Annotated in this window: 22 protein-coding genes, 1 pseudogene and 1 riboswitch; of the genes and pseudogenes, 15 read left to right on the top strand and 8 right to left on the bottom strand. The window is 70.8% G+C overall.

The window, feature by feature from the left end:
• Nucleotides 1–11 precede the first annotated feature (11 nt).
• Nucleotides 12–2471 carry a DNA topoisomerase IV subunit A gene (locus tag ABZS97_RS10855; RefSeq protein WP_356136002.1) on the bottom strand — a complete coding sequence of 820 codons (2460 nt, stop codon included), beginning with the start codon at nucleotides 2469–2471 and terminating at the stop codon, nucleotides 12–14.
• A gap of 297 nt (nucleotides 2472–2768) precedes the next feature.
• Here ABZS97_RS10855 and ABZS97_RS10850 point away from each other — a divergent pair, with 297 nt between their 5' ends.
• The 4 genes from ABZS97_RS10850 to ABZS97_RS10835 all read left to right on the top strand — a co-directional run bounded on the left by ABZS97_RS10850 (nucleotide 2769) and on the right by ABZS97_RS10835 (nucleotide 7587).
• On the top strand, nucleotides 2769–4115 hold the full coding sequence (locus ABZS97_RS10850) for a pitrilysin family protein (protein ID WP_356136076.1): 1347 nt from the start codon (nucleotides 2769–2771) through the stop codon (nucleotides 4113–4115).
• The gene (locus ABZS97_RS10845; protein ID WP_356136000.1) at nucleotides 4112–5500 is read left to right on the top strand and encodes a pitrilysin family protein; all 1389 of its coding nucleotides are present in this window, start codon (nucleotides 4112–4114) and stop codon (nucleotides 5498–5500) included. Before ABZS97_RS10850 ends, ABZS97_RS10845 begins: the two co-directional genes overlap by 4 nt.
• Before the next feature lie 246 nt (nucleotides 5501–5746).
• Nucleotides 5747–5907, top strand: a riboswitch (cyclic di-AMP (ydaO/yuaA leader).
• Nucleotides 5908–5919: 12 nt separating this feature from the next.
• Complete coding sequence (locus ABZS97_RS10840; protein ID WP_356135998.1) at nucleotides 5920–6684, top strand: M23 family metallopeptidase; 765 nt, start codon at nucleotides 5920–5922, stop codon at nucleotides 6682–6684.
• Between the two features lie 207 nt (nucleotides 6685–6891).
• Entirely contained in the window at nucleotides 6892–7587 is a 696-nt protein-coding gene (locus ABZS97_RS10835) for a GntR family transcriptional regulator (RefSeq protein WP_356135996.1), read from the top strand.
• A gap of 224 nt (nucleotides 7588–7811) precedes the next feature.
• Here the strand turns inward: ABZS97_RS10835 and ABZS97_RS10830 are convergent, their stop codons facing one another.
• Nucleotides 7812–8093: an HPr family phosphocarrier protein gene (locus ABZS97_RS10830; protein ID WP_356135995.1), complete on the bottom strand. Its 282-nt coding sequence runs from the start codon at nucleotides 8091–8093 to the stop codon at nucleotides 7812–7814.
• A gap of 174 nt (nucleotides 8094–8267) precedes the next feature.
• Here ABZS97_RS10830 and ABZS97_RS10825 point away from each other — a divergent pair, with 174 nt between their 5' ends.
• The 4 genes from ABZS97_RS10825 to ABZS97_RS10810 all read left to right on the top strand — a co-directional run bounded on the left by ABZS97_RS10825 (nucleotide 8268) and on the right by ABZS97_RS10810 (nucleotide 13669).
• Nucleotides 8268–11093, top strand: coding sequence for a GNAT family N-acetyltransferase (locus tag ABZS97_RS10825; RefSeq protein ID WP_356135993.1), 2826 nt, complete (start codon nucleotides 8268–8270; stop codon nucleotides 11091–11093).
• A gap of 73 nt (nucleotides 11094–11166) precedes the next feature.
• Nucleotides 11167–11754 carry a DUF5998 family protein gene (locus ABZS97_RS10820; protein ID WP_356135991.1) on the top strand — a complete coding sequence of 196 codons (588 nt, stop codon included), beginning with the start codon at nucleotides 11167–11169 and terminating at the stop codon, nucleotides 11752–11754.
• Nucleotides 11754–12941 carry a nucleotide pyrophosphatase/phosphodiesterase family protein gene (locus ABZS97_RS10815; RefSeq protein ID WP_356135989.1) on the top strand — a complete coding sequence of 396 codons (1188 nt, stop codon included), beginning with the start codon at nucleotides 11754–11756 and terminating at the stop codon, nucleotides 12939–12941. The genes ABZS97_RS10820 and ABZS97_RS10815 overlap by 1 nt, the downstream gene beginning before the upstream one ends.
• Nucleotides 12942–13021: 80 nt before the next feature.
• Nucleotides 13022–13669, top strand: coding sequence for a thymidine kinase (locus ABZS97_RS10810; RefSeq protein ID WP_356135987.1), 648 nt, complete (start codon nucleotides 13022–13024; stop codon nucleotides 13667–13669).
• 48 nt (nucleotides 13670–13717) lie between these two features.
• Here the strand turns inward: ABZS97_RS10810 and ABZS97_RS10805 are convergent, their stop codons facing one another.
• Nucleotides 13718–14521, bottom strand: a complete 804-nt coding sequence (locus tag ABZS97_RS10805) for a VOC family protein (RefSeq protein ID WP_356135985.1) — start codon at nucleotides 14519–14521, stop codon at nucleotides 13718–13720.
• A 322-nt stretch (nucleotides 14522–14843) separates the two neighbouring features.
• On the opposite strand from ABZS97_RS10805, the gene ABZS97_RS10800 reads away from it, so the two are divergent.
• Nucleotides 14844–15695, top strand: a complete 852-nt coding sequence (locus ABZS97_RS10800) for a sulfurtransferase (protein ID WP_356135983.1) — start codon at nucleotides 14844–14846, stop codon at nucleotides 15693–15695.
• 79 nt (nucleotides 15696–15774) lie between these two features.
• Here the strand turns inward: ABZS97_RS10800 and sepH are convergent, their stop codons facing one another.
• From sepH to ABZS97_RS10780, 4 genes are all read right to left on the bottom strand, one after another.
• On the bottom strand, nucleotides 15775–16827 hold the full coding sequence (gene sepH, locus ABZS97_RS10795; protein WP_356135981.1) for a septation protein SepH: 1053 nt from the start codon (nucleotides 16825–16827) through the stop codon (nucleotides 15775–15777).
• Nucleotides 16828–17341: 514 nt separating this feature from the next.
• A complete protein-coding gene (locus tag ABZS97_RS10790) occupies nucleotides 17342–17566 on the bottom strand; it encodes a hypothetical protein (RefSeq protein WP_356135978.1) in 225 nt (74 codons plus the stop codon).
• Nucleotides 17567–17675: 109 nt separating this feature from the next.
• On the bottom strand, nucleotides 17676–18995 hold the full coding sequence (locus ABZS97_RS10785; protein ID WP_356135976.1) for a D-arabinono-1,4-lactone oxidase: 1320 nt from the start codon (nucleotides 18993–18995) through the stop codon (nucleotides 17676–17678).
• Nucleotides 18955–20193, bottom strand: a complete 1239-nt coding sequence (locus ABZS97_RS10780; RefSeq protein ID WP_356135974.1) for an MFS transporter — start codon at nucleotides 20191–20193, stop codon at nucleotides 18955–18957. Before ABZS97_RS10780 ends, ABZS97_RS10785 begins: the two co-directional genes overlap by 41 nt.
• Nucleotides 20194–20366: 173 nt before the next feature.
• Between ABZS97_RS10780 and ABZS97_RS10775 the strand changes: the two genes are divergently transcribed.
• Nucleotides 20367–21494, top strand: a complete 1128-nt coding sequence (locus ABZS97_RS10775) for a ferrochelatase (RefSeq protein ID WP_356135970.1) — start codon at nucleotides 20367–20369, stop codon at nucleotides 21492–21494.
• 90 nt (nucleotides 21495–21584) lie between these two features.
• A complete protein-coding gene (locus ABZS97_RS10770) occupies nucleotides 21585–22400 on the top strand; it encodes an inositol monophosphatase family protein (protein WP_356135967.1) in 816 nt (271 codons plus the stop codon).
• 349 nt (nucleotides 22401–22749) lie between these two features.
• On the opposite strand, the gene ABZS97_RS10765 is transcribed toward ABZS97_RS10770, so the two are convergent.
• Nucleotides 22750–22926: a hypothetical protein gene (locus tag ABZS97_RS10765; protein WP_356135964.1), complete on the bottom strand. Its 177-nt coding sequence runs from the start codon at nucleotides 22924–22926 to the stop codon at nucleotides 22750–22752.
• A 399-nt stretch (nucleotides 22927–23325) separates the two neighbouring features.
• Here ABZS97_RS10765 and ABZS97_RS10760 point away from each other — a divergent pair, with 399 nt between their 5' ends.
• The 4 genes and pseudogenes from ABZS97_RS10760 to ABZS97_RS10745 form a co-directional block, all read left to right on the top strand.
• Nucleotides 23326–23979, top strand: coding sequence for a response regulator transcription factor (locus tag ABZS97_RS10760; protein WP_006380516.1), 654 nt, complete (start codon nucleotides 23326–23328; stop codon nucleotides 23977–23979).
• Nucleotides 23980–23983: 4 nt separating this feature from the next.
• A complete protein-coding gene (locus tag ABZS97_RS10755; protein WP_356135961.1) occupies nucleotides 23984–25231 on the top strand; it encodes a HAMP domain-containing sensor histidine kinase in 1248 nt (415 codons plus the stop codon).
• A 393-nt stretch (nucleotides 25232–25624) separates the two neighbouring features.
• Nucleotides 25625–25921: a DUF4193 domain-containing protein gene (locus ABZS97_RS10750; protein ID WP_005481602.1), complete on the top strand. Its 297-nt coding sequence runs from the start codon at nucleotides 25625–25627 to the stop codon at nucleotides 25919–25921.
• 13 nt (nucleotides 25922–25934) lie between these two features.
• Nucleotides 25935–26132: pseudogene (locus ABZS97_RS10745) on the top strand (hypothetical protein); the annotation flags it as partial.

The following is a 26132-nucleotide window of genomic DNA, read 5'->3' as shown; positions in this document are numbered from 1 at the left end:
GGCGGCCGGGGCTACAGCGGCCCGGCCACCACCGCCACCGTCTTCGCCAGGGACACGCCCGAGCCGTCGCGACGCGGGTCCATCTCGGGCAGCTCGGCCGGTGTGCCGTTGCGCTGCGCGGCCCGCGCCGGCACGGGACCGGCCCAGCCTAGCGACAGACAGTCCTCGCCCTTCAGGAACCGCTGGCAGCGCACACCGCCGGTGGCACGGCCCTTGCGGGGGTACTGGTCGAACGGGGTGAGCTTGGCCGTCGTCTGGACCGAGTCGTCCAGCGTGCCGCGCGAGCCCGCCACCGTGAACACCACCGCCTCCACCGCGGGGTCGACCGCCGTGAAGGAGATCACCTTGGCGCCGTCGGTGAGCTTGATGCCCGCCATGCCACCGGCCGGGCGGCCCTGCGGGCGCACCTGAGAGGCCTGGTAGCGCAGCAGCTGGGCGTCATCGGTGATGAAGACGAGATCCTCCTCGCCGGTGCGCAGCTCGACCGCGCCGACGATTCTGTCGCCGTCCTTGAGGGTGATGACCTCCAACTCCTCCCTGTTCGAGGGGTAGTCGGGGACCACGCGCTTGACGACGCCCTGCTCGGTGCCCAGTGCCAGACCCGGCGAGGACTCGTCGAGGGTCGTCAGACAGACCACCGTCTCGTCCGCCTCCAAGGAGGACAGGAACTCCGAAATCGGCGCGCCCCCGGAGAGGTTGGGCGCCGAGGCCGTCTCCGGCAGCTGCGGCAGGTCGATGACGTTGAGGCGCAGCAGCCGGCCCGTGGAGGTGACGGCGCCGATCTCGCCGCGGGCCGTCGCGGGCACCGCGGAGACGATCAGGTCGTGCTTGGTGCGCTTGGCGTCCTCGTCCTCCCCGAAGGGGTCGCCGTTGGCTGTACGCGCCAGCAGCGCCGTCGACGACAGGAGCACCCGGCACGGGTCGTCCGCCACCTGAAGCGGAACGGACGTCACGGGTGTGCCCGCGGACTCCAGGAGCACCGTGCGTCGGTCCGTGCCGAACTTCTTGGCGACCGCGGCCAGTTCGTTGGAGACCAGCTTGCGCAGCTCGGAGTCGGAATCGAGGATGCCGGTCAGCTCGTCGATCTCGCCGTTGAGCCGGTCGCGCTCGGACTCCAGCTCGATGCGGTCGAACCTGGTCAGGCGGCGCAGCGGCGTGTCCAGGATGTACTGCGTCTGGATCTCGCTCAGCGAGAAGTGCTCGATCAGACGTTCCTTCGCCTGCGCCGAGTTGTCGCTGGAGCGGATGAGGCGGATGACCTCGTCGATGTCCAGCAGGGCGACCAGGAGGCCCTCGACCAGGTGCAGCCGGTCGCGCTTCTTGCCGCGCCGGAACTCCGACCGCCGCCGTACGACCTCGAAGCGGTGGTCGAGATAGACCTCCAGGAGCTCCCTGAGGCCCAGCGTGAGCGGCTGGCCGTCGACCAGCGCCACGTTGTTGATGCCGAAGGACTCCTCCATCGGCGTCAGCTTGTAGAGCTGTTCCAGGACTGCTTCCGGCACGAAGCCGTTCTTGATCTCGATGACCAGGCGCAGGCCGTGCTCGCGGTCCGTGAGGTCCTTGACGTCGGCGATGCCCTGCAGCTTCTTCGCCCCGACCAGGTCCTTGATCTTGGCGATCACCTTCTCCGGGCCGACGGAGAAGGGCAGTTCGGTGACGATCAGGCCCTTGCGGCGCGCCGTCACGTTGTCCACCGACACGGTGGCGCGGATCTTGAAGGTGCCGCGGCCCGTCTCGTACGCGTCGCGGATTCCGGAGAGGCCGACGATCCGGCCGCCCGTGGGCAGGTCGGGGCCCGGGACGTGCCGCATCAGCGTTTCCAGGTCCGCGTTCGGGTAGCGGATCAGGTGCCGGGCGGCGGCGATGACCTCGCCGAGGTTGTGCGGCGGCATGTTCGTGGCCATGCCGACGGCGATGCCCGACGAGCCGTTCACCAGGAGGTTCGGGAACGCGGCCGGCAGCGCCACCGGCTCCTGTTCCTGGCCGTCGTAGTTGGGCGAGAAGTCGACCGTGTCCTCGTCGATGGACTCGGTCATCAGGGACGTCGCGTCGGCCATCCGGGCCTCGGTGTACCGCATGGCGGCCGGCGGGTCGTCGTTGCCGAGCGAGCCGAAGTTGCCGTGGCCGTCGACCAGTGGCAGGCGCATCGAGAAGGGCTGGGCCAGGCGCACCAGCGCGTCGTAGATCGACGCGTCGCCGTGCGGGTGGAGCTTACCCATGACCTCGCCGACGACGCGGGCGCACTTCACATAGCCGCGGTCGGGGCGCAGGCCCATCTCGTTCATCTGGTAGACGATGCGGCGGTGGACGGGCTTGAGCCCGTCGCGGGCGTCCGGCAGGGCTCGCGAGTAGATGACCGAGTACGCGTATTCGAGGAAGGAGCCCTGCATCTCGTCCACGACGTCGATGTCGAGGATCTTCTCCTCGTACGAGTCGTCGGGCGGCGGGGTCTTCGTGCTGCGGCGGGCCATCGCTGCTGCGGCTCCTTCACAGTCTCTGCCGGGGCATGAACGGGATCTGACGCGGACCATTGTGGACCGCGCCACTGACAACGCCGACCGCGACCCGTCCGTTCGGGCCCCGCGGAGCACGTTTCGGCTCGCTCCGAGCCAAGCCGTGAGCGAACGGGAACCCGCTCCGTCCGGACGCGAGTCTCGCTGTGGGCGTACGCGGGGCGGGAACTTCGCCAGGGGTCCGCACGCTTGCATACAGTGGCAGGACCGGCAGGGATTCTGCAGTTTTCCGCGATCGAAGGGACGTACATGCCCATGGGTCACACGGCCACAGCTGAGGCAGGCTCCGGCGGCCTGACAGCGACCGAGCACCGTCTGGCCAATGGCCTGCGCGTGGTGCTCTCCGAGGACCACCTGACCCCGGTCGCTGCGGTGTGCCTCTGGTACGACGTCGGCTCCCGTCACGAGGTCAAGGGCCTGACCGGCCTGGCCCACCTCTTCGAGCACCTGATGTTCCAGGGCTCGAAGCAGGTGCACGGCAACGGTCACTTCGAACTCGTCCAGGGCGCGGGCGGTTCGCTGAACGGCACGACGAGCTTCGAGCGCACGAACTACTTCGAGACCATGCCCACCCACCAGCTGGAGCTCGCGCTCTGGCTGGAGTCCGACCGCATGGGTTCGCTGCTCGCCGCGCTCGACGACGAGTCCATGGAGAACCAGCGGGACGTCGTCAAGAACGAGCGCCGTCAGCGCTACGACAACGTCCCCTACGGGACGGCGTTCGAGAAGCTGACCGGGCTCGCCTACCCGGAGGGCCACCCCTACCACCACACCCCGATCGGGTCGATGGCGGACCTGGACGCGGCCACCCTGGAGGACGCCCGCGCCTTCTTCCGCACCTACTACGCGCCCAACAACGCCGTGCTGTCGGTCGTCGGCGACATCGACCCCGAGCAGACGCTCGCCTGGGTCGAGAGGTACTTCGGCTCGATCCCCGGGCACGACGGCAAGCCCGCCCCGCGCACCGGAGCCCTGCCGGACACCATCGGCGAGCAGCTGCGCGAGGTCGTCGTGGAAGAGGTCCCGGCGCGCGCCCTGATGGCCGCCTACCGGCTCCCGGAGGACGGCACGCGCGCGTGCGACGCGGCCGACCTGGCGCTGACCGTGCTCGGCGGCGGCGAGTCCTCCCGCCTGTACAACCGGCTCGTACGCCGTGACCGCACCGCCGTCGCCGCCGGTTTCGGGCTGCTGCGCCTGGCCGGAGCGCCCTCCCTGGGATGGCTCGACGTGAAGACGTCCGGCGACGTGGAGGTCCCGGTCATCGAGGCCGCCGTCGACGAGGAGCTCGCCCGGTTCGCCGAGGAGGGCCCCACGGCCGAGGAAATGGAGCGGGCTCAGGCCCAGTTGGAGCGCGAGTGGCTGGACCGGCTCGGTACGGTCGCGGGCCGCGCCGACGAACTGTGCCGGTACGCCGTCCTGTTCGGCGACCCGCAGCTCGCCCTGACCGCCGTACAGCGCGTTCTCGACGTCACCGCCGAGGAGGTCCAGGAGGCCGCCAAGGCGCGCCTGCGCCCGGACAACCGCGCGGTGCTCGTCTACGAGCCGCTCGTCGCCGAGGACACCGACGCCGCTGAAGACACCGACGAGGAGGCGGCGAAGTGACCGAGCTCGCCACGATGGACTTCCACCCCCAGCCACAGGCCGGCGAGCCCAAGCCCTGGGCCTTCCCCGCCCCCGAGCGCGGCACGCTCGGCAACGGTCTGACCGTGCTGCGCTGCCACCGCCCCGGTCAGCAGGTCGTCGCCGTCGAGGTGATCCTCGACGCGCCGCTGGACGCCGAACCCGAAGGCCTCGACGGCGTCGCCACGATCATGGCGCGCGCCTTCTCCGAGGGCACCGACAAATACTCCGCCGAGGAGTTCGCCGCCGAGCTGGAGCGCTGCGGCGCCACGCTCGACGCGCACGCGGACCACCCCGGCGTACGTCTGTCGCTCGAAGTCCCCGTCTCGCGCCTCCCGAAGGCCCTCGGGCTGGTCGCCGACGCCCTCAGGGCACCGGCGTTCGCCGACAGCGAGATCGAGCGGCTGGTGCGCAACCGGCTCGACGAGATCCCGCACGAGACCGCCAACCCGGCCCGCCGCGCCGCCAGGGAACTCTCCAAGGAGCTGTTCCCGGCGACCGCACGCATGTCGCGCCCGCGCCAGGGCACCGAGGAGACCGTCCAGAGCATCGACTCGGCGGCCGTACGCGCCTTCTACGAGAGGCACGTACGCCCCGCCACGGCCACCGCCGTGGTCGTCGGCGACCTCACGGGCACGGACCTCGACGCGCTGCTCGCGGAAACCCTCGGCTCCTGGACCGGCTCGTCCGCCGAGCCGCGTCCCGTACCGCCGGTGACCGCCGACGACACCGGCCGCGTGATCATCGTGGACCGCCCGGGTGCCGTCCAGACGCAGCTGCTGATCGGCCGCATCGGCGCCGACAGGCACGATCGCGTCTGGCCCGCCCAGGTGCTCGGCACGTACTGCCTCGGCGGCACCCTCACCTCCCGACTGGACCGCGTCCTGCGGGAGGAAAAGGGATACACCTACGGTGTACGGGCGTTCGGTCAGGTGCTGCGCTCCGCAGCCGACGGCACGGGCGCCGCGATGCTGGCCATCAGTGGCTCCGTCGACACGCCCAACACCGGTCCCGCGCTCGACGACCTCTGGAAGGTGCTGCGCACCCTCGCGGCCGAAGGCCTGACGGATGCCGAGCGGGACGTCGCCGTACAGAACCTGGTGGGCGTCGCGCCCCTCAAGTTCGAGACCGCGGCGGCGGTCGCGGGCACGCTCGCCGACCAGGTCGAGCAGTTCCTGCCGGACGACTTCCAGGCCACGCTGTACCAGCAGCTCGCCGCGACGGGCACCGTGGAGGCCACCGCGGCCGCCGTGAACGCCTTCCCGGTGGACCGCCTGGTGACCGTCCTGGTCGGCGACGCCGCGCAGATCAAGGAGCCCGTCAAGGCCCTCGGCATCGGCGAAGTGAGCGTCGTACCCGCGGAGTAGAGGCCGCATCCCGCAGTGTCGGAAGCGGGAGGGAACCGGGCATAACGGCGTGACCCTTTGGGGGCTCGGGCGGCGAAAGCGTCGCCTGAGCCCCCATTGTCCGTATTGATGGGGAGTTGATGGGGAGGTTGCCTGTCTGCCCTGTGGCATGCGCTACAAAAGGCGTGATCCGTTTGTCGATTGAAAGACGCCCCCTTTAGCGTCGGTCCGGCTGTTCGTCAGGCAGTGCGCCGCGTCCGCGGCACCGGACAGTCATCGCCGAGTCCCCGTACGGCGCGAGCCAGGGGAGCCGGGGACCCATACGTAGTCCCTGGGGTGAATCGGACGCCCTTCCCGAAGGGGGTCCGTAGGAGACCTTCCTGCTCCGAACCCGTCAGCTAACCCGGTAGGCGAGAAGGAAGGAAAGGACCAGCCACTTCATGGCGTTCACCCGCGCCACCGGGAAGCACCGTCGCCCGAGCCGTGTGAAGCGCACGACCACGCATGCCGTGGGCGTCGCCGCACTCACCACCACCGGTGTCATCGGCACCCTGGCCGCCCCTGCCTTCGCCGCGGAGACCTCCGTCGAGGACACCGGACTGACAAAGGCCATCACCATCGGCGACTCGCTCGCCGACCAGATCGACGCACAGGCCGCGGCCCAGCAGCACGCCGCCGACGAGGCGGCCGCGCTGAAGAAGGCCCAGGAGGCCGCGAAGAAGCGTGCCGCCGAGAAGGCCGAGGAGGAGCGCGTGGCCAAGGCCCGCGCCGCCCGGGCCGCCGAGCGCAAGCGCCTGAACACCTTCGTCCTGCCGATCGGCGGCTCGTACATCTCGACCGGCTACAAGACCGGCGGCAGCCTGTGGTCCTCCGGCAGCCACACGGGCGTCGACTTCCACGCCGCGTCCGGCACGTCCGTCCACGCCGTCGGCTCCGGCACCGTCGTCGAGGCCGGCTGGGGCGGCGCCTACGGCAACAACGTGGTCATCAAGATGAACGACGGCACGTACACCCAGTACGGCCACCTGTCGTCCATCGGCGTCTCCGTGGGCCAGACGGTCACCCCGGGTGCGCAGATAGGCCTCTCGGGTGCCACCGGCAACACCACCGGACCGCACCTCCACTTCGAGGCCCGCACGACCCCGGAGTACGGCTCGGACATCGACCCCGTCGCCTACCTCCGCTCGCACGGAGTGAACGTCTGACGACCCGCTTCACCGCTTCTCCGCACTTCGCACCGCTTCCGAAGCCCCGGCTCACCGAGCCGGGGCTTCGTCGCTTCGAACGGCCGTCTGTCCAAAAAATATCCATGGATTCCGGGCTCCCGTCGGAAATTCCCGCCGTCTGCAATAGAGTCACTGAACAAGCGTCAATCGATGGCGTTTCGCGGGGATTAAAGCGGAGGTCCGGTCATGCGTATTCCGGCGCACTCGGTATGCACGGCGATCCGTGACGACATCGTCGCGGGTGTCTACGAGCGAGGCGGCCGGCTCACCGAGGAACTCCTCGCGCGTCGCTACGGAGTCTCGCGCGTTCCCGTCCGCGAGGCCCTGCGCACCCTGGAGGCCGAGGGGTTCGTCGTCACCCGCCGACACGCGGGCGCGTGCGTCGCGGAGCCCACCGAGCAGGAGGCCTCCGACCTGCTGGAGATGCGCATGCTCCTTGAGCCGCTCGGTGCCGCCCGGGCCGCGCAGCGGCGCACCGAGGCCCACCTCAAGGTGCTGCGAGGCCTGGTCAGGCTGGGCCAGGAGCGGGCAAGGAGGGGGCACAGCGAGGATCTGCGCTCCCTGGGCGGCTGGTTCCACGAGACGCTCGCGCAGGCCTCCGGAAGCCCCGCGCTGACCTCCACGCTGGCCCAGCTGCGGCACAAGATCGCCTGGATGTACGCGGTCGAGGCGCAGGCCTCCCCCGCGGACTCCTGGGCCGAGCACGGCGCCATCGTGGACGCCGTGGCGCGCGGTGACAGCGAGCGCGCCCGGACGATCACGGCGCTGCACACGGAACGCGCCACGGCCGTGCACCGGCTCCGCTTTCCCGGTGCGGGAGATCGCCCGGACCGTGTGAGGACTTCGCAACCTCCCGTAAACATGACGGGTCTGCGTCATTAACAGGAGCGCCGTATACAAAGAGGGATATTCGGCGGTGCACTATTTCCGCTGCCCTTATTCCAGTGCGCCCGGAATTCCGTGCGCGCTATTTCCGTGCTGCGGTATGTGCGCGCGGGATGGTGCCGGATATTCCGTCGTGCGTGCGTATCACCGTGCCTGAAAAACGACGAAGCCGCGCCACCCGGAAGGGGTGACGCGGCCGCGTCGTACGGTGTCCGATTCGCTCAGACGGTCTCGGGAAGCTCCTCGAGCCCCTCGGCGACCAGCTTCGCCAGACGGTCGAGGGCGGCGTCCGCGCCCTCGGCGTCCGACGCGAGGACGATCTCCTCGCCGCCCTGGGCGCCCAGGCCGAGGACCGCGAGCATGGAGGCCGCGTTGACGGGGTTGCCGTCGGCCTTGGCGATCGTCACGGGGACCCCGGAAGCGGTGGTCGCCCGGACGAAGATGGAGGCGGGGCGGGCATGGAGGCCCTCGGCCCAGCCGACGTTGACGCGGCGCTCAGCCATGTGATGCTGCCCTTCAGGTGTCTCAGGGTTGTCTAGACCATTGTCCCATACGGTGAAGCGTGCCCGGAGCGGCCCCTGGATTCCGACGCCGACCGGCTTGCGTCCTTCGGCCGCTCATGCTGCCCCATAGCCTGCCCCGCGCTGTTGTCGGACGCGAGCCGTACTCTGGGGCCCATGCAGACCTCGTCGGACCGGCACGAGTATCCCGCCCACTGGGAGGCCGACGTGGTGCTGCGCGACGGCGGCACCGCACGCATCAGGCCCATCACCGTCGACGACGCCGAGCGCCTGGTCAGCTTCTACGAGCAGGTGTCCGACGAGTCGAAGTACTACCGCTTCTTCGCGCCGTACCCACGACTGTCCGCCAAGGACGTCCACCGCTTCACACACCACGACTTTGTGGACCGGGTGGGTCTCGCGGCCACGGTGGGCGGCGAGTTCATCGCCACCGTACGCTACGACCGTATTGACGCCGATGGCATGCCCGCCTCCTCGCCCGCCGACGAGGCCGAGGTCGCCTTCCTCGTGCAGGACGCGCACCAGGGCCGCGGTGTCGCCTCGGCTCTGCTCGAACACGTGGCGGCCGTCGCGCGCGAACGCGGGATCCGGCGCTTCGCCGCCGAGGTGCTGCCCGCCAACAACAAGATGATCAAGGTGTTCACGGACGCCGGGTACACGCAGAAGCGCAGCTTCGAGGACGGCGTCGTCCGCCTGGAGTTCGACCTGGAGCCCACCGACCGGTCGCTCGCCGTGCAGCGCGCGCGGGAGCAGCGTGCCGAGGCGCGGTCCGTGCAGCGGCTGCTCGCGCCCGGCTCGGTCGCCGTCATCGGTGCGGGCCGTACGCCCGGTGGGGTGGGGCGCAGCGTCCTCGGCAACCTCAAGGACGCCGGCTTCACCGGCCGCCTGTACGCCGTGAACAAGGCCCTGCAGGACAAGGAACTCGACGGCGTCCCCGCGTACCGCACCGTCAGGGACATCCCCGAGCCCGTCGACCTCGCCGTCGTCGCCGTTCCCGCCCCGTTCGTGCCGGAGATCGTCGCGGAGTGCGGTGAGCACGGCGTCCAGGGGCTCGTGGTCGTCTCCGCCGGATACGCCGAGAGCGGCCCCGCCGGGCTCGCACGCCAGCGCGAACTCGTGCGCCAGGCCCGTACGTACGGCATGCGCATCATCGGCCCCAACGCCTTCGGCGTCATCAACACCTCCCCCGATGTGCGGCTCAACGCCTCCCTCGCGCCCGAGATGCCGCGCCCCGGACGGATCGGCCTCTTCGCACAGTCCGGCGCGATCGGCATCGCACTGCTCTCCCGGCTGCACCGGCGCGGCGGCGGCGTCACCGGGGTGACCGGTGTGTCGACGTTCGTCTCCTCGGGGAACCGGGCGGACGTGTCGGGCAACGACGTCGTCCAGTACTGGTACGACGACCCGAACACCGACGTCGCACTGATGTACCTCGAATCCATCGGCAACCCGCGCAAGTTCACCCGCCTCGCCCGGCGGACGGCGGCGGCGAAACCGCTGGTCGTGGTCCAGGGGGCACGGCACGGGGGAGCGGCCCCTCAGGGACATGCCGTACGGGCCACGCGCCTGCCGCACGCGACGGTCTCGGCACTGCTGCGGCAGGCCGGGGTCATCCGGGTGGACACCATCACCGAACTCGTCGACGCCGGTCTGCTGCTGGCCCGCCAGCCGCTCCCCGCCGGGCCCCGCGTGGCGATCCTGGGGAACTCCGAGTCACTGGGCCTGCTCACCTACGACGCGTGCCTCGCCCAGGGGCTGCGGCCGCTGCCGCCGCTGGACCTGACGACGGCGGCCTCGGCAGAGGACTTCCACACGGCGGTGTCGCGGGCGCTGGCCGATGGCGCGTGCGACGCGGTCGTCGTCACCGCGATCCCCGCCCTGGGGGAGACGTCCGTCGCCGACGAGGCCCTCGCGGAAGCGCTCCGTTCCGCCGCTGCCGCGGCCCCCGCGAAGCCCGTGCTCGTGGTGCACGTGGAACTCGGCGGACTCGCGGAGGCACTCTCCGCCGCCGCCAGCACCGCACCCCAGGCCGATGCAACGGCACCCGGCGTCGCAAGCGGTGCCCGCCCGTTCCGCCTTGAGCAACGCCTGCGCACCGAGGAAGCCGCACCGCAGGAAGCCCGCCTCATCCCCGCCTACCCCGCCGCCGAGCGTGCCGTCCGCGCGCTCGCCGAAGCGGTGAAGTACGCCCAGTGGCGGCGCGAGGCCGCCGAGCCCGGCAAGGTGCCCGAGTTCGAGGACATCGACGAGAAGGGCACCGCCGAGCAGATCGACATGCTGCTCGCCCGCGGCCAGGGGCTGACGCTCGGCCCGCAGGACGCCGGCGAACTGCTCGCGCGGTACGGCATCGACGTACGCCGTGCCCTGCCCGCACCCACCCCCGACGACGCCGTCGCGGCCGCGCACACCCTCGGCTACCCGGTGGCCCTCAAGACCACCGCCCCGCACCTGCGCCACCGCGCCGACCTGGGCGGCGTACGTCTGGATCTGGCGGACGAGGAGCAACTGCGGCGCGCGTACGCCGAATTGACCGACCTCTTCGGCAAGCCCGAGGAGCTGCGCCCGGTCGTGCAGGCGATGGCGCCGCGCGGTGTCGACACGGTCGTGCGCGCGGTGATCGACCCGGCGGCCGGAGCGGTGCTCTCCTTCGGACTCGCCGGGGCCGCCTCCGAACTGCTCGGTGACACGGCGCACCGCTTGGTTCCGGTCACCGACCGGGACGCGAGCTCGCTCGTCCGTTCGATCCGGACGGCGCCCCTCCTCTTCGGCTGGCGGGGCTCGGCGCCGGTCGACACGGCCGCGCTCGAAGAGCTGATGCTGAGGGTGTCGCGGCTGGTCGACGACCATCCCGAGGTGGTCGCCGTCTCCCTGGAGCCCGTCGTCGTCGCCCCGCACGGCCTGAGCGTCCTCGGCGCGACCGTCAGGCTGGCGCGCGCCCCCGTCCGCGACGACCTCGGCCCGCGGACGCTCCCGGCCTACTGATCCTTCTGATCCGTCCACGCCCAAGAGCGCGAGCGGTGCCTCGCAGTCAGTACGCCCCCGTAGGATGGACGTCATGGCCAAGACCAGTACGACGACCCAGGGGCTGCGAGCGGCGATCGAGCGCAGCGGCTACTACCCGGCCCTCGTGGCCGAGGCGGTGGAGGCCGCGGTCGGCGGCGAGCCCATCCGGTCGTACCTGGTCCACCAGGAGACGACGTTCGACGCGAACGAGGTGCGCCGGCACGTGACCGTGCTGGTGCTCACGGGCAACCGTTTCATCGTGAGCCACACCGATGAGCAGAACGCGGACACCACCTCACCGACGCCGTACGCCACGACGTCGACGGAGTCGGTGAAGATCGGCCGGATCTCGTCGGTCGTGGTCAGCAGGGTCGTCGCCAACCCCGAGTCGTACGCGCCGGGCACGCTGCCCCGCGAGGTCGTCCTGACCATCGGCTGGGGCGCGGTCTCCCGCATCGACCTGGAGCCCGCCGCCTGCGGCGACCCCAACTGCGAGGCGGACCACGGATACACGGGCAGTTCCACGGCGGACGACCTGAGTCTGCGCGTCAGTGAGGCCGGGGACGGCCCGGAGACGGTGCGCCAGGCTCTCGCGTTCGCACAGTCCCTCTCCGAGGCGACCGCGGACGTCGCGCGCTGATGGTCCTGCCCGCCTGGGACCACCCGGAACCGCTCGCCGTCGACTCCGCCCCCGTACCCGAGTACGGCGCCGGATCGCTCGCCGATCTGCTGCCCACGCTCGCCGCGGGGATGGCGGTCCCCGGGATGACCGCCGCCATTCCGGAACTGACCGAGGCCGACCGGAACTGCGTGTTCCTGATCGACGGTCTCGGCTGGGAGCAGCTCAGGGCGCATCCCGAAGAGGCTCCGTTCATGACCTCGCTCCTCGGGACCTCCCGCGGCGGCACCGGCCGCCCGATCACCGCGGGCTACCCGGCGACCACCGCGACCTCGCTCGCTTCCATCGGCACGGGCCTGCCGCCCGGCGCCCATGGCCTGCCCGGCTACACCGTGCGCAATCCGGCGACCTCGGAGCTGATGAACCAGCTCCGCTGGAATCCGTGGACGTCGCCGCGCGTCTGGCAGCCGTACCCCACGGTCTTCCAGCAGGCCGACGCGGCCGGTGTGCACACCGCGCAGGTCTCCTCCCCGACCTTCCAGAACACCCCGCTCACCCAGGTCGCGCTGAGCGGCGGCACGTTCCACGGGCGCCTGAGCGGCGAGGAGCGCATGGACCTCGCCGCCGAGCAACTGGCCGCGGGCGACCGCTCCTTGGTTTACACGTACTACGCCGAGGTGGACGGCAAGGGCCACCGCTTCGGCGTCGACTCCGACCCCTGGCGCGGCCAGCTGATGTACGTGGACCGGCTGGTCCAGCGCCTCGCGGAGCAGCTTCCGCAGCGCACGGCCCTGTATGTCACCGCCGACCACGGCATGATCGACATCCCGTTCGGCGAGCAGCACCGCATCGACTTCGACGAGGACTGGGAGCTGCGCGCCGGGGTCGCCCTCCTCGGCGGCGAGGGCCGCGCGCGCCATGTCTACGCGGTGCCGGGCGCCGAGGCGGACGTCCTGACCTGCTGGCGCGAGGTGCTCGGCGAGCAGTTCTGGGTGGCGTCGCGGGACGAGGCGATCGCGGCGGGCTGGTTCGGTCCGCAGGTCGACGAGCGGGTGTACGGGCGTATCGGCGACGTGGTCGCGGCCGCCCGGGACGACGTCCTGATCATCGCCTCCGAGCGGGAGCCGAAGGAGTCGGTGATGGTCGGCAACCACGGTTCGATGACACCGGTGGAGCAGCTGGTCCCCCTGCTCGAAGTGCGTTCCTGACCCACCTCGTTCCGACCGCCTTGTTCCCGACCCCCTCCCGACACTCCCTGACGTCTGTTGCGAAAGGTCCTCAACTCCCCATGCCCGAGCTGGTGTTCTTCTCCGGAACGATGGACTGCGGGAAGTCGACGCTGGCCCTCCAGATCGAGCACAACCGCTCGGCGCGCGGCCTCCAGGGGATGATCTTCACGCGGGACGACCGCGCGGGCGAGGGCAAGCTCTCCTCGCGGCTCGGCCTGGTCACGGACGCGGTGGAGGTCGAGGACGACCAGGATCTGTACGCGTACGTGGTCGAGCACCTCTCGCAGGGCGGCCGCGCGGACTATGTGATCGCGGACGAGGCCCAGTTCCTGGCGCCCGAGCAGATCGAGCAGCTGGCCCGCGTGGTGGACGACCTGAGCATGGACGTCTTCGCCTTCGGCATCACCACCGACTTCCGCTCCAAGCTCTTCCCCGGCTCCCAGCGCCTCGTCGAACTCGCCGACCGCGTCGAGGTCCTCCAGGTCGAGGCCCTGTGCTGGTGTGGCGCCCGCGCCACGCACAACGCCCGCACGATAGGCGGCGAGATGGTCGTCGAGGGCGCCCAGGTGGTCGTCGGCGACGTCAACCAGCCCGAGGACATCGGCTACGAAGTGCTCTGCCGCCGCCACCACATCCGCCGCGCCACCGCAGCCACGGCCCGCGCCGGCGCCCTGTCCCCGGACGTGCTGCCGATCGGCTCGGCCTGACGCCGGCGCATGTCTCCGTGGAGGTGTGATTCCCGGGCACGCCGGGTTTCACTCCGTGCTGTGGGTCACCGAGAACGTTGCTCCCTCCGGGTCCGCCACCGTGGCCACGCGGCCGTGGGGGGTGTCGTGGGGGGCTCTGAGGAGGTGGCCGCCCAGGTCGGTGACGTGGGTGACGGCCTCGTCGACGTCGGCGACCTCGAAGTACGTCATCCAGTGGGCGCCGCGGTCGCGGGGCAGGCCGCGGCCGAGGCCGTGGATGCCGCCGACCGGGCGGCCCTCGACAAGGAGGGTCACGTAGTCGAAGTCGGCGGAGACGACAGCCTTCTCCTCGTATCCGAAGACCGCCTGGTAGAACTTGGCGACGCTCGCGGAGTCGCGGGTCAACAGTTCGTTCCAGGCGGGGGTGCCGGGCACGCCGGTGATGCCGGTGCCGAGGTGAGCGGCCGCCTGCCAGATGCCGAAGACGGCTCCGTAGGGGTCGGAGGCGATCACCAGGCGCCCGGCGTCAGCGGCGTCCAGGGGGCCGACGCCCACGGTGCCGCCGCAGGCGCGTACCGTCTCGGCGGTGTGGTCCACGTCGTCCGAGGCGAGGTAGGGCGTCCAGGCGACCTGCAGATGCCGGTCCGGCGGCATCTGTCCGATGCCCGCCACCTCCTGACCGTCGAGCAGCGCCCGCACGTACGGGCCGAGCTGCTGGGGGCCCGGTTGGAACTCCCAGCCGAACAGTTCTCGGTAGAACTCCTGGGTCGCGGCCATCCCGTGCACCATCAGACTCACCCAGCAGGGTGTGCCGGGCGTGTGCCGAGCGTGCGTTGTGCCGTTCAGGCCGGCCGACCCCCGTGCCTCGGTCATCGTCACTCTCTTCTCGGCCCCTTGCGGTGGCCGTTCACCTTCCGCCTATGAACACGCATACCGCTGTCGCGCGCGTGCACGCCCCGTGCCGATGCTCGCACCACCGCCGGACGCGCGCGTCCCGGCAGCGTCGCGTGGCGCGGCCCACCGCCGGAGGATGCCCGCTTTGCCGTTCCTCATCCGCTTCCGCGCCATTGCCGTGTCGTGACCATCAGCTGTACAGCATGTGCCCGATCCCGTACGCCTCGTGATCGGACCTGTCCGGCGGGCAGAGTAGCGGGACCTGGGCGACGCGGCCACCCCGTGCGCAAGGATGGGGGGCATGAACGCCATCCTCTCCGCACTCGAACTTGCGAGCGAACTCGCAGGCCCCACCCCGCCGACGCTTCTGGACGTCCGCTGGCAGCTGAGCACGGCCAAGGCGGCGGGCGTCCCTCCCTTCGACGGCCGGGCGGAGTACGCGGCCGGACACATCCCGGGTGCGGTTTTCGTCGATCTGGATGCCGATCTGGCGGGCCCGGCCGGCGCGTCCGGCAGGCATCCGCTGCCGGATCTCCAGCATTTCGGAGCGGCCATGCGGGCCGCTGGAGTTTCGGCTGACCGTTCGGTGGTCGTGTACGACGGCGGCCAGGGATGGGCCGCCGCACGTACCTGGTGGCTGTTGCGCTGGACGGGTCATCCGGAGGTGCGCGTGCTTGACGGCGGCCTCGCGGCGTGGACCGGACCGCTGTCGGCGGAGCTCCCGGCGCCCACCCCCGGAACCTTCGCGCCCACTCCCGGCGCCCTTCCGCTGCTCGACGCGGACGGAGCGGCGGCGCTCGCCCGCACCGGGCTGCTGATGGACGCCCGGGCCGGTGAGCGCTACCGGGGAGACGTCGAACCGATCGATCCCGTGGGCGGGCACATCCCTGGTGCGGTCTCCGCGCCGACCACGGAGAACGTCGCCGCGGACGGCCGCTTCCTGCCCGCCGCCGAACTCGCCGACCGCTTCAAGTCCCTTGGCGCGTCGGACGCCTCAGAGGTCGGCGTCTACTGCGGCTCGGGTGTCTCCGGCGCCCATGAGGTCCTGGCCCTCGCCGTCGCCGGCATCCCGGCCGCCCTGTACGTCGGCTCCTGGTCGGAGTGGTCACGCGACAGCAGCCGCCCGGTCGCCGTGGGCCCCGACCCGCAGTAGCCCTCGACTCCCGGAACGCGGACGGGGCCCTCACCGAACCGGTGGGGCCCCGCCGCCGTACACGTTCCTGCTACCCCTGCTACTCCTGCTTCTTGCGCCGCGTGCCGAACACGATCTCGTCCCAGCTGGGGACGGCCGCGCGGCGGCCCGGGCGGACCCCGTCGGCCTCGGCCTGGCGGTCGGTCGCGCCGACGAGACGGTCGCGATGGGCGCCGACCGAACGGGGCATGAGGACGTCCGCGTAGGCGGAACCGGCCCCGGCCGAGGCGGCGGGAGCGGGCGGCTCCTCCGTCTCGGGCTCGGCGGGAGGCTCCTCCGCGGCGGGGCGCTCCGTGGTGGAGGGCCGCTCGGGCACCACCATGTCGCCCCGGAAGCTGGGCACCGCCTCCAGGAGACTGGTGAGCGAGTCCCGGTCGTTCGTGCTCTCCTCGACCGGCTCCGGGGGCGGCGGGCTCGGCCGCTCCATCTGCCGGTCCAGGGCACGGTCGAGCGGGCGGTCCCGGGGCAGCCGCGCGATCCGCGGTACGAACGGGAAGCTCGGCTCGGCCGTTGCCGCGAGGTCGTCGGACTCGCCGATCAGCGAGCGCGCCTCCTCGTCGACGGCCTGGACGAGCCGCCGGGGCGGGTCGTACGTCCAGCTCGCCGAGTGCGGTTCGCTCGCGACCCGGTAGACCAGCAGCACTTCCCATGTGCCGTCGTCACGACGCCACGAGTCCCACTGGACGGTCTCCTTGTCGGCGCCGCGCAGCAGCAGCCGCTCCTGCACCGCCTCGCCGAGCTGGGGTCCGGCGTTCTCACCGGGGCGGCGGACCGGGGTCTTGCGGGCCCGCTCGGCCATGAAGGCACGCTCGGCCAGCACGGGGCCCTCGAAGCGGCGTACGCGATCGACGGGGATCCCGGCGAGCTGGGCGACTTCCTCCGCGGACGCACCCGCACGTATACGTGCCTGGATGTCGCGGGGGCGGAGATGGCTCTCCACCTCGATCTCGATCTGGCCGAGGCGGGGACGGTCGCCGCGTACCGCGGCGCGGAGACGTTCGTCAATCGGAAGCGTGTACTCCGTGCTGTCCGCAGCCTTCAGCACCAGCCGTGTGCCGTCGTTAGAGACGGCCACGACACGCAGTTCGGGCATGGGGACCTCCCGGGTGGTGCCTGCCGACGTCACGTGCGTCGCTGCTTCCGCTAGTCGAGTGTGGCCTGCCCGGGTGCAGCCTGCCACAACCTTGCCGAGTTGCCCGGCGTGTCGGGCAGGGGCCCGAACTCGCCGTTATGGCACGGTTACCTATTCGCAACGCTAAGTGACGAACTCCATCACCCTGTGCAACGAGCCCCCTCCCGGCGGTCCTGCAAGGCCCCGGACACCCTGGCGGGAGTCCGGACCCAGGGCTCGCAACAGTACTCCATTCGGGCCATGTGCGTGGATCGGCACGCCGCCCAACTTCTAGTGGGGGGTGGTAGTTGGCCGTCCGAAGCGTCGTATTCGTGACTGTGAAACGTGGCGCACTTCACGTAATGGCCAGAAACGGAACTAATCGTTTCGCCTGTACGTCCCTCTCTCGTGCGGTTGGTCGATCAAGCACGGGAAAGGCAGGCAAGGTCCGGGATGCCCAAGCCGCGCTCCCGACAGGCGCCCGCCGAGGGGCAGTTCACCGAAGGGCCGTCCATCGCGCCCGGGTCAGGAGCCGGCAGCGGCCGGTGGTCGCCGCGGCACTCGTCTTCGGCGTGACCATGGCCGGAATCACCCCGTACGAACTGGTGTCGGGGCAGAGCTTCGGCGGCGACAGCACCAGCACCACCGTCGGGGACGCCCTGAAGGGCAGCGGCTCCGGAACCGGGTCCGGGTCCGGCCCCAAGTCCGAGCCGGGCGGCACGCCTTCGGCGGGCTCCTCCGACTCGCCGGGCCCTCCGGCGGCAGCGGCACCGGCTCCGCCCAGGACGACTCCGGTGCCACGACGCCGACACCGACGCCCAGTGCGACGGCTACGACCCCAGCACCCGACGCAAGTAGTCGTTCGCAAAGCGCCGATCCGGATCAAGCCGGTCCCGCAGGGCGGTGAACTCCCCGAAACGCGGATAGACCTTCGAGAAGTACTCCGCGTCGCGCGTGTGCACCTTGCCCCAGTGCGGCCGGCCTTCGTGCGCGGTGAGGATCCGCTCGGCGGCGGTGAAGTACGCCTGGTACGGCGTGCCGCGGAACATGTGGACGGCGATGTAGGCGCTCTCGCGGCCGGATGCCGTGGAGAGCGTGATGTCGTCCGCGGGGGCGGTGCGCACCTCGACGGGGAAGCTCACCCGCAGCGCGGAGCGATCGACCATGGTCTTCAGCTCGCGGAGCGTCTCCACCAGGGCCTCGCGCGGAACGGCGTACTCCATCTCCATGAAGCGCACCCGGCGCGGAGAGGTGAAGACCTTGTAGGGAATGTCGGTGTAGGTGCGGGCGGAGAGCGCGCGACTGGAGATCCTCGCGATCGTCGGGATGGTCGCGGGCGCCGCCCGGCCGAGCAGATTGGCCACCTGGAAGACGCCGTTGGAGAGGAACTCGTCCTCGATCCAGCCGCTGACCGCTCCCACGGGCTTCTCGGGGCCCGCACTGCGGTTGTTGCGCTTGGTGTTGCAGTTGCCGGTGTGCGGGAACCAGTAGAACTCGAAGTGCTCGTTCTCCGCGAAGAGTTCGTCGAAGTCGGCGGTGACCTTCTCGAAGGTCATCGGCTCCTCGCGGGCCGTGAGCAGAAAAAGGGGCTCCACGGAGAAGGTGATCGCGGTGACGATGCCCAGCGCGCCGATGCCGAGCCGGGCCGCCGCGAACACCTCCGGGTTCTCCTTCTCGGAGCAGTGCAGGACCGAGCCGTCCGCGGTGACCAGCTCAAGGCCCTTGATCTGGGCGGCGATCGAGGCCGAGTCACGGCCGGTGCCGTGCGTGCCGGTGCTGGTCGCGCCCGACACCGTCTGCTCCATGATGTCGCCCATGTTCGTGAGCGACAGACCCTCACGCGCGAGCGCCACGTTGAGACGCTTGAGCGGGGTGCCCGCTTCGACCGTGACCGTGCCGGCCTCGCGGTCGATCCCGCGGATGCCGGTCAACAGTTGAGGGCGGATCAACACCCCGTCGGTCGCGGCGGCGGCCGTGAAGGAGTGCCCGGTGCCCACGGCCTTCACTCTCAGGCCGTCGTCGGCCGCCTTCCGTACAGCCGCGGAGAGCTCCTCGACGGACGCGGGAGTGACCTCCCGTACCGGACGGGAGGTGACGTTCCCCGCCCAGTTACGCCACGTTCCGCTCTTCCCGCTCGCTGTGCTGCTCATGGGTCCCTCCCCGCTGCGGAACCGGCCTGTTCAGCCGGCGATACCCCAGGAAACCGACCGCGACCGCGACGGCTCCGGACACCGCCGGAACCGTGTACCCGGCCTTCGCGCCGGCCGAGTCGATCACCCAGCCCGCCACGGAGGAACCGAGCGCTACGCCGACCGCGAGCCCGGTGCTCACCCAGGTCATGCCCTCGGTCAGTTTCGCGCGGGGTACGTGCTGCTCGATGAGGGACATCGTCGTGATCATCGTCGGTGCGATGGACAGGCCCGCCACGAACAGCGCCACAGCCAGGAACGGCAAGTTTCCGACCAGTAGGAGGGGGATCATACTCACGGCCGTTGTGCATATGCCCAGCAGCCACCGGCGTTCGGCGGCCCCCTGGGGGTGCAGCAGCCCGAACACGGCGCCCGCCGCGCAGGAGCCCGCGGCGTAGAGCGCGAGGACGACGCTCGCGGCGCCCTTGTGACCCTGCTCCTCCGCGAAGGCCACGGTGACCACGTCGACCGCTCCGAAGATGGTGCCGGTCGCCACGAACGTGGCCACCAGGACCTGAAGTCCGGGCGAGCGCAGCGCCGAGCCGGCCGAGTCGTGCGTGCGCGGATGCGGCTCGGGTTCGGTGGCGCGCTGGGCCGTCAGCCAGAAGACGCCGGCCGCGAGGAAGCAGGCGGCGAGCAGCGGTCCCGCCTCGGGGAACCACGCCGTGGACAGACCGATGGAGATGATCGGCCCGAAGATGAAGCAGACCTCGTCCACCACGGACTCGAAGGAGTACGCGGTGTGCAGTTGCGGGGTGTCGCGGTAGAGGGCGGCCCAGCGAGCCCTGATCATCGCGCCCAGGCTCGGCACGGAACCGATGCCGGCGGCGCACACGAACAGCACCCAGTCCGGCCACTCGAAGTGCGCGGCGAGCAGCAGCCCGGCCGCCGCGGCGAGCGCGAAGAGCGTGGCGGGGCGCAGCACCCGCCGCTGCCCGTGCCGGTCCACCAGGCGCGAGATCTGCGGGCCGAGCGCCGCCGCGGCCAGCGCGATGGTGGCGGACAGCGCGCCCGCGAGGCCGTAGCGCCCGGTGAGCTGGGAGATCATCGTGACCACGCCGATGCCCATCATCGACAGCGGCATCCGGCCGAGGAAGCCCGCGGCGGAGAAGCCCTTGGAGCCGGGGGCGGCGAACAGGGCGCGGTAGGGGCTGGGCACGGGGTCTCCGGTCGGCTCGGTCCGCCCGCGCGGTCGCCAGGGCGGACGGGCTCCGGTAAGGCGTCAAGGCGGCTGATACAGCTTACGGGTTAGGTGACCCTAATGCACTCCTCGTGTCCTCTGGTCACGTGGCCGTTGTCCGCCTGTCGGTCACGGATGGCAGGATCGGAGGCATGCCAGATGCGCTCGATGCCACCCCCTACGACGCCCTGCTCCTGCTCTCGTTCGGCGGCCCCGAAGGCCCGGACGACGTGGTTCCGTTCCTGGAGAACGTGACGCGCGGGCGCGGCATCCCCAAGGAACGGCTCAAGGAAGTGGGGCAGCACTACTTCCTGTTCGGCGGGGTCAGCCCCATCAACGACCAGAACCGCGCCCTGCTCGACGCCCTCCGCAAGGACTTCGCGGACCACGGCCTGGACCTGCCCGTCTACTGGGGCAACCGCAACTGGGCGCCGTACCTGACGGACACCCTGCGCGAGATGGTCGCCGACGGCCGCCGCCGCATCCTCGTCCTCGCCACCAGCGCGTACGCCTCGTACTCGGGATGCCGCCAGTACCGCGAGAACCTCGCGGAGTCACTGGCCGCCCTGGAGGCGGAGGGACTGGAGCTGCCGGAGGTCGCCAAACTGCGGCACTACTTCAACCACCCCGGTTTCGTGCGCCCCATGGCCGAGGGTGTCCTGAAGTCCCTCGCCGAACTCCCCGAGGACGTACGGGAGGGCGCGCACCTCGCCTTCACGACGCACTCCATCCCCGACGCGGCGGCCGACACCTCCGGGCCGGTCGAGGACCACGGCGAAGGCGGTGCGTATGTCGAGCAGCACCTGGACGTCGCCCGGCTGATCGCCGACGCCGTCCGCGAGGAGACCGGCATCGACCACCCCTGGCGGCTCGTCTACCAGTCGCGCTCCGGTGCTCCGCACATCCCCTGGCTGGAGCCCGACATCTGCGACCACCTGGAGGAGCTGCACGGCGCCGGGGTGCCGGCCGTCGTGATGGCGCCCATCGGGTTCGTCTCGGACCACATGGAGGTCCTGTACGACCTCGACACGGAGGCGAAGGCCAAGGCGGCGGAGCTGGGTCTGCCGGTGCGCCGCTCGGCCACCGTGGGCGCCGACCCGCGGTTCGCGGCCGCCGTCCGCGACCTCGTCCTGGAGCGCGCCGCGAGCGAGCGCGGGCAGCGGGTGTCCCCCTGTGCGCTCGGCGCCCTGGGGCCGAGCCACGATCTCTGCCCGGTGGGCTGCTGCCCGTCCCGCGCCCCGAAGCCGGCCGCAGCGGGAGCGGACAGTCCGTACGCGTAACGCGCGCGGGCCCACCGCGCGCAGTGCGGCACCCGCCCCTCCGCCTGCCCCCGGACAGGCCGCCTCCCCACCGCACGACCGAGGAGAACCGTGACCGAGCCCCTGTACGCCGAACTGCTCCAGCTTGCCCATGAGGCCGCCCGCCGGGCCGGTGCGCTGCTGCGGGACGGGCGGCCGGCCGATCTCGCCGTCGCCGCGACCAAGTCCAGCCCGATCGACGTCGTGACCGAGATGGACATCGCCGCCGAGAAGCTGATCACCGACCTGGTCTCCGAGCACCGGCCCGACGACGGCTTCCTCGGTGAGGAGGGCGCCGTGTCGGAGGGCACCAGCGGCATCCGCTGGGTCATCGATCCGCTCGACGGCACGGTCAACTACCTGTACGGGCTGCCGACCTGGTCGGTCTCCATCGCGGCCGAGCAGGACGGCGAGAGGGTCGTCGGCGTCGTCGCGGTGCCGATGCGCGGCGAGACGTTCCACGCCGTGCGGGGCGGCGGCGCCTGGGCCACCGGGGCCTGGGAGGGGGAGCGTCGGCTGGCCTGCCGCCCGGCACCGCCCCTGGACCAGGCGCTGGTCTCGACCGGCTTCAACTACGTCCACGACGTCCGCGTCCACCAGGCCGACGTCGCCCAGCGGCTGATCCCGCTGCTGCGCGACATCCGGCGCGGCGGCTCGGCGGCGGTCGACCTGTGCGACGTGGCGGCAGGCCGTCTCGACGGCTACTACGAGCGGGGGCTCAACCCCTGGGACCTCGCGGCAGGCGACCTGATCGCCCGGGAGGCGGGCGCCCTGACCGGTGGGCGCCCCGGAGAGGGCCCCACAGGCGATCTGGCGGTGGCAGCCACCCCAGGCGTCTTCGAGCCCCTCCAGCGACTCCTGGAGGAATTCGGCGCCTGGCACGACTAGGGGGTGCGCCCGGCACGCCGAGGGCACGCACCGAACACCGCGGGCACCGCACAGGACTTTCAAAACACCCCTAGCCGGGCCCCACCATTCCAGGCAGAGCCGGCGGAACGCCTCCCGACCAGCCAACAGCCAGGGCCCTCCAAGACGCACTGCCCCCACGCGTCGGCCGCGAGAGAGCCGAAGGGGCGCGCCGGTGTCGAGAGCCCGAACGCGCGGAGGCCCGACGAAGGAGGGCTGAGCACGATCGGGCTCTCCACACCGGCTTGAGGCGCCCCGCAGGCGAAAGAGCAAAAAAAGGGGAGCCCCGGCACTGGATCGATGCCGGGGCCCCGCTGTCGTGCGAACTGCTTCAGACGCGTGACGCGGTGCCGACCTCCACACCGTGCTCGGCGGCAAGGCGGTGCAGGTCGTCGAGCTCGGCCTGCTCGACCTCCGCGAGGAAGTCGTCGCCGGTTTCGCGAGCCCGCGTCAGGTCGGACTCGGTCGCCCTTATGCGCTGCAGAAGTCCTGCGGTGAAAGCGTCCATGCTGCGCCCCCTCGTCCTGGGTCGTGGGTCGATGGCACGGGGGTGTGCCGTTCGGAAGGGGCGATCACGTCTCCATAAGGGGTGCCCAGCGCTGCCCTGCTGGGCGGCGACGGTGCCGGACACCCACGCCCGCTCTGCGGAAGCGGACCGTGGCCCACCACAAGCAACATGTGGCGTGCCGCATGCAGAGCGTGATCGCGGGGTGTAAAGCCGTCCTCCCCCCGCTCCCTTCCACGGAAACCTCAACCCGGCGAGAAAATCTGGCATTCCCGGGCCCGTCACCCGTCTTACAGCCGGTTTACGGCCGAAAAGGGCAGGATGGAGCCCTCACCCACGAAAGACCCTGCCCGTGTGCGCCGAGAAGGCGCTACGCGAGTGGACAGAGGAAGGACAAGCGACGTGCGCGTACTCGTCGTCGAGGACGAGCAGCTGCTCGCCGATGCTGTGGCCACCGGACTGCGCCGGGAGGCCATGGCCGTCGACGTCGTGTACGACGGTGCGGCCGCTCTGGAGCGCATCGGCGTCAACGACTACGACGTGGTGGTCCTCGACCGCGACCTCCCGCTCGTCCACGGCGATGACGTCTGTCGCAAGATCGTCGAGCTCGGCATGCCCACCCGAGTCCTGATGCTCACGGCCTCCGGCGACGTCAGCGACCGTGTCGAGGGCCTGGAGATCGGCGCCGACGACTACCTCCCCAAGCCGTTCGCGTTCAGCGAGCTCACCGCGCGTGTCCGAGCCCTCGGACGTCGTACGAGTCTGCCGCTGCCGCCGGTCCTGGAACGCGCCGGGATCAAGCTCGACCCCAACCGCCGTGAGGTCTTCCGTGACGGCAAGGAGGTCCAGCTCGCCCCCAAGGAGTTCGCGGTGCTGGAGGTACTGCTGCGCAGCGAGGGTGCCGTGGTCTCCGCCGAGCAGCTCCTGGAGAAGGCCTGGGACGAGAACACGGACCCGTTCACGAACGTGGTGCGCGTGACGGTGATGACGTTGCGCCGCAAGCTCGGCGAGCCCCCGGTCATTGTCACCGTGCCCGGCTCCGGCTACCGGATCTGACGCCGTGGCCACGACTCCCGCGCCGCCGACGGCGCCTCCGAAACCCACGTGGGACCCCCGGCGGCAGGAGCCCCCGTTTCCCTGGCTGCGTCCGACGATCCGCATAAGGCTCACGCTGCTCTACGGCGGCATGTTCCTCATCGCGGGCATCCTGCTGCTGTCGATCATCTATCTGCTCGCCGCGCAGGCCCTGAACACGGGCAACGAACCGCTCTTCAAGATCGTGAGCGGTCAGGCGATCAGGGTCACCAGCGACAACTGCCCCGGCGTCAAGACGAACGACATCCCGCTTTCCACGTTCAACGACGCGATCAGCGCGTGCACCGACCAGCAGCGCCGGGACGCCCTGGACAACCTGCTCAGCCGCTCGCTTCTCGCGCTCCTCGGCCTCGCCGTGATCGCGTTCGCCTTCGGCTACGCGATGGCGGGCCGGGTGCTCTCGCCGCTCGGCCGGATCACCCGCACCGCGCGCGCGGTGGCCGGCTCGGACCTGTCCCGCCGTATCGAACTGGACGGTCCGGACGACGAGTTGAAGGAGCTGGCGGACACCTTCGACGAGATGCTGGAGCGGCTGCAGCGGGCCTTCACGGCTCAGCAGCGGTTCGTCGGCAACGCCTCGCACGAACTGCGAACGCCCCTGGCGATCAACCGCACGCTCCTGGAGGTGCACCTGTCCGACCCGGGAGCGCCGATGGAGCTGCAGCAGCTCGGCAAGACGCTGCTGGCCACCAACGAGCGCAGCGAGCAGCTCGTCGAGGGGCTGCTGCTGCTCGCCCGCAGTGACAACCAGATAGTGGAGCGCAAGCCCGTGGACCTCGCCGAGGTCGCCTCGCAGGCCGTCGACCAGGTGCACGCCGAGGCGGAGGCGAAGGGCGTCCTGATCCGGGGGAAGCGCGTTCCCGTGGTCGTCCAGGGCAACGGTGTGCTGCTGGAGCGGATCGCCCTGAACCTCGTCCAGAACGCTGTGCGGTACAACGTGCCGGAGGAGGGCTGGGTCGAGGTCACCACGGAGGCCCAGCACGGGCAGGCGGTCCTGGTGGTGTCGAACACCGGGCCGGTCGTTCCCGCGTACGAGATCGACAATCTTTTCGAACCCTTCCGGCGGCTGCGCACCGAGCGCACCGGCAGTGACAAGGGAGTGGGCCTCGGCCTGTCCATTGTCCGGTCCGTGACCCGTGCCCACGGCGGGCACATCGTCGCGGAGCCTCGCGAGGGAGGTGGGCTCGTGATGCGCGTCACCCTTCCCATCTGAGACCATGTCGCCGACAAGCGGCGATGTTCGCTTTGCGCGGAATTTTCGGGTCGCCCATCCGGGAGGTCCATGTGTGATCGATCACAAGCGCGATTTTCAGGCCATCTACGCTCCGTGATCATGCAGGCTGTCGGAAAGCCGGGAAAATCCGGGTTTTCGGGGGTCCAGATCACGGGAAGTACACGGTGAGACGCCTTTGAAGTGCGGCCTTGAGACCGTGTACGGTCCGCATCGCCATCCAAGCCGATCACTCTTGAGGAGTCCGGTTGGGTGTCGATTGAGTAACAGACCTTGATGTGAGGCAAAATCTCCGCCTCGGGTCGGGCACAAGTCCGGCCTCTCACGCGTTACGTGCGCTGGAGACACCGCAGACACCCAGAGGGGGAGAGCGACATGGCAACGGATTACGACACCCCACGCAAGACCGACGACGACGTCGACTCGGACAGCCTTGAAGAACTGAAGGCTCGCCGGAACGACAAGTCGACGTCGGCCGTTGACGTGGACGAGTTCGAGGCCGCGGAAGGCCTTGAGCTGCCCGGCGCAGACCTCTCGAACGAGGAGCTGGCCGTCCGGGTGCTGCCCAAGCAGCAGGACGAGTTCACCTGCATGAGCTGCTTCCTGGTGCACCACCGCAGCCAGCTGGCCCGCGAGAAGAACGGTCAGCCGATCTGCCGCGACTGCGACTGAGGCAGGGTCGGCCGTGACTGGCTCGACCTCACCTTGGAAGCGCCGCCGGCCCGGACGGGCGGCGGACGAAGGGCCCTCAGGCGGCTCTGAGGGCGTGCGTGACGACGAGCGGGGCTCATCCGAACCAGGATCAGCCTCGCTCGAGCGGGCGCCCGCCACGAGGCACACAGGCGCTCCGGTGCCGACCGGTGCCCCGGCGCCGGTGCGCGGC

Origin of the sequence: Streptomyces sp. NPDC005485 (assembly GCF_040606085.1) — a bacterium.
Lineage (GTDB): Bacteria > Actinomycetota > Actinomycetes > Streptomycetales > Streptomycetaceae > Streptomyces.
Note: the sequence above shows the minus strand (reverse complement) of the source record. Positions and strands in the feature narration are given on the sequence as shown.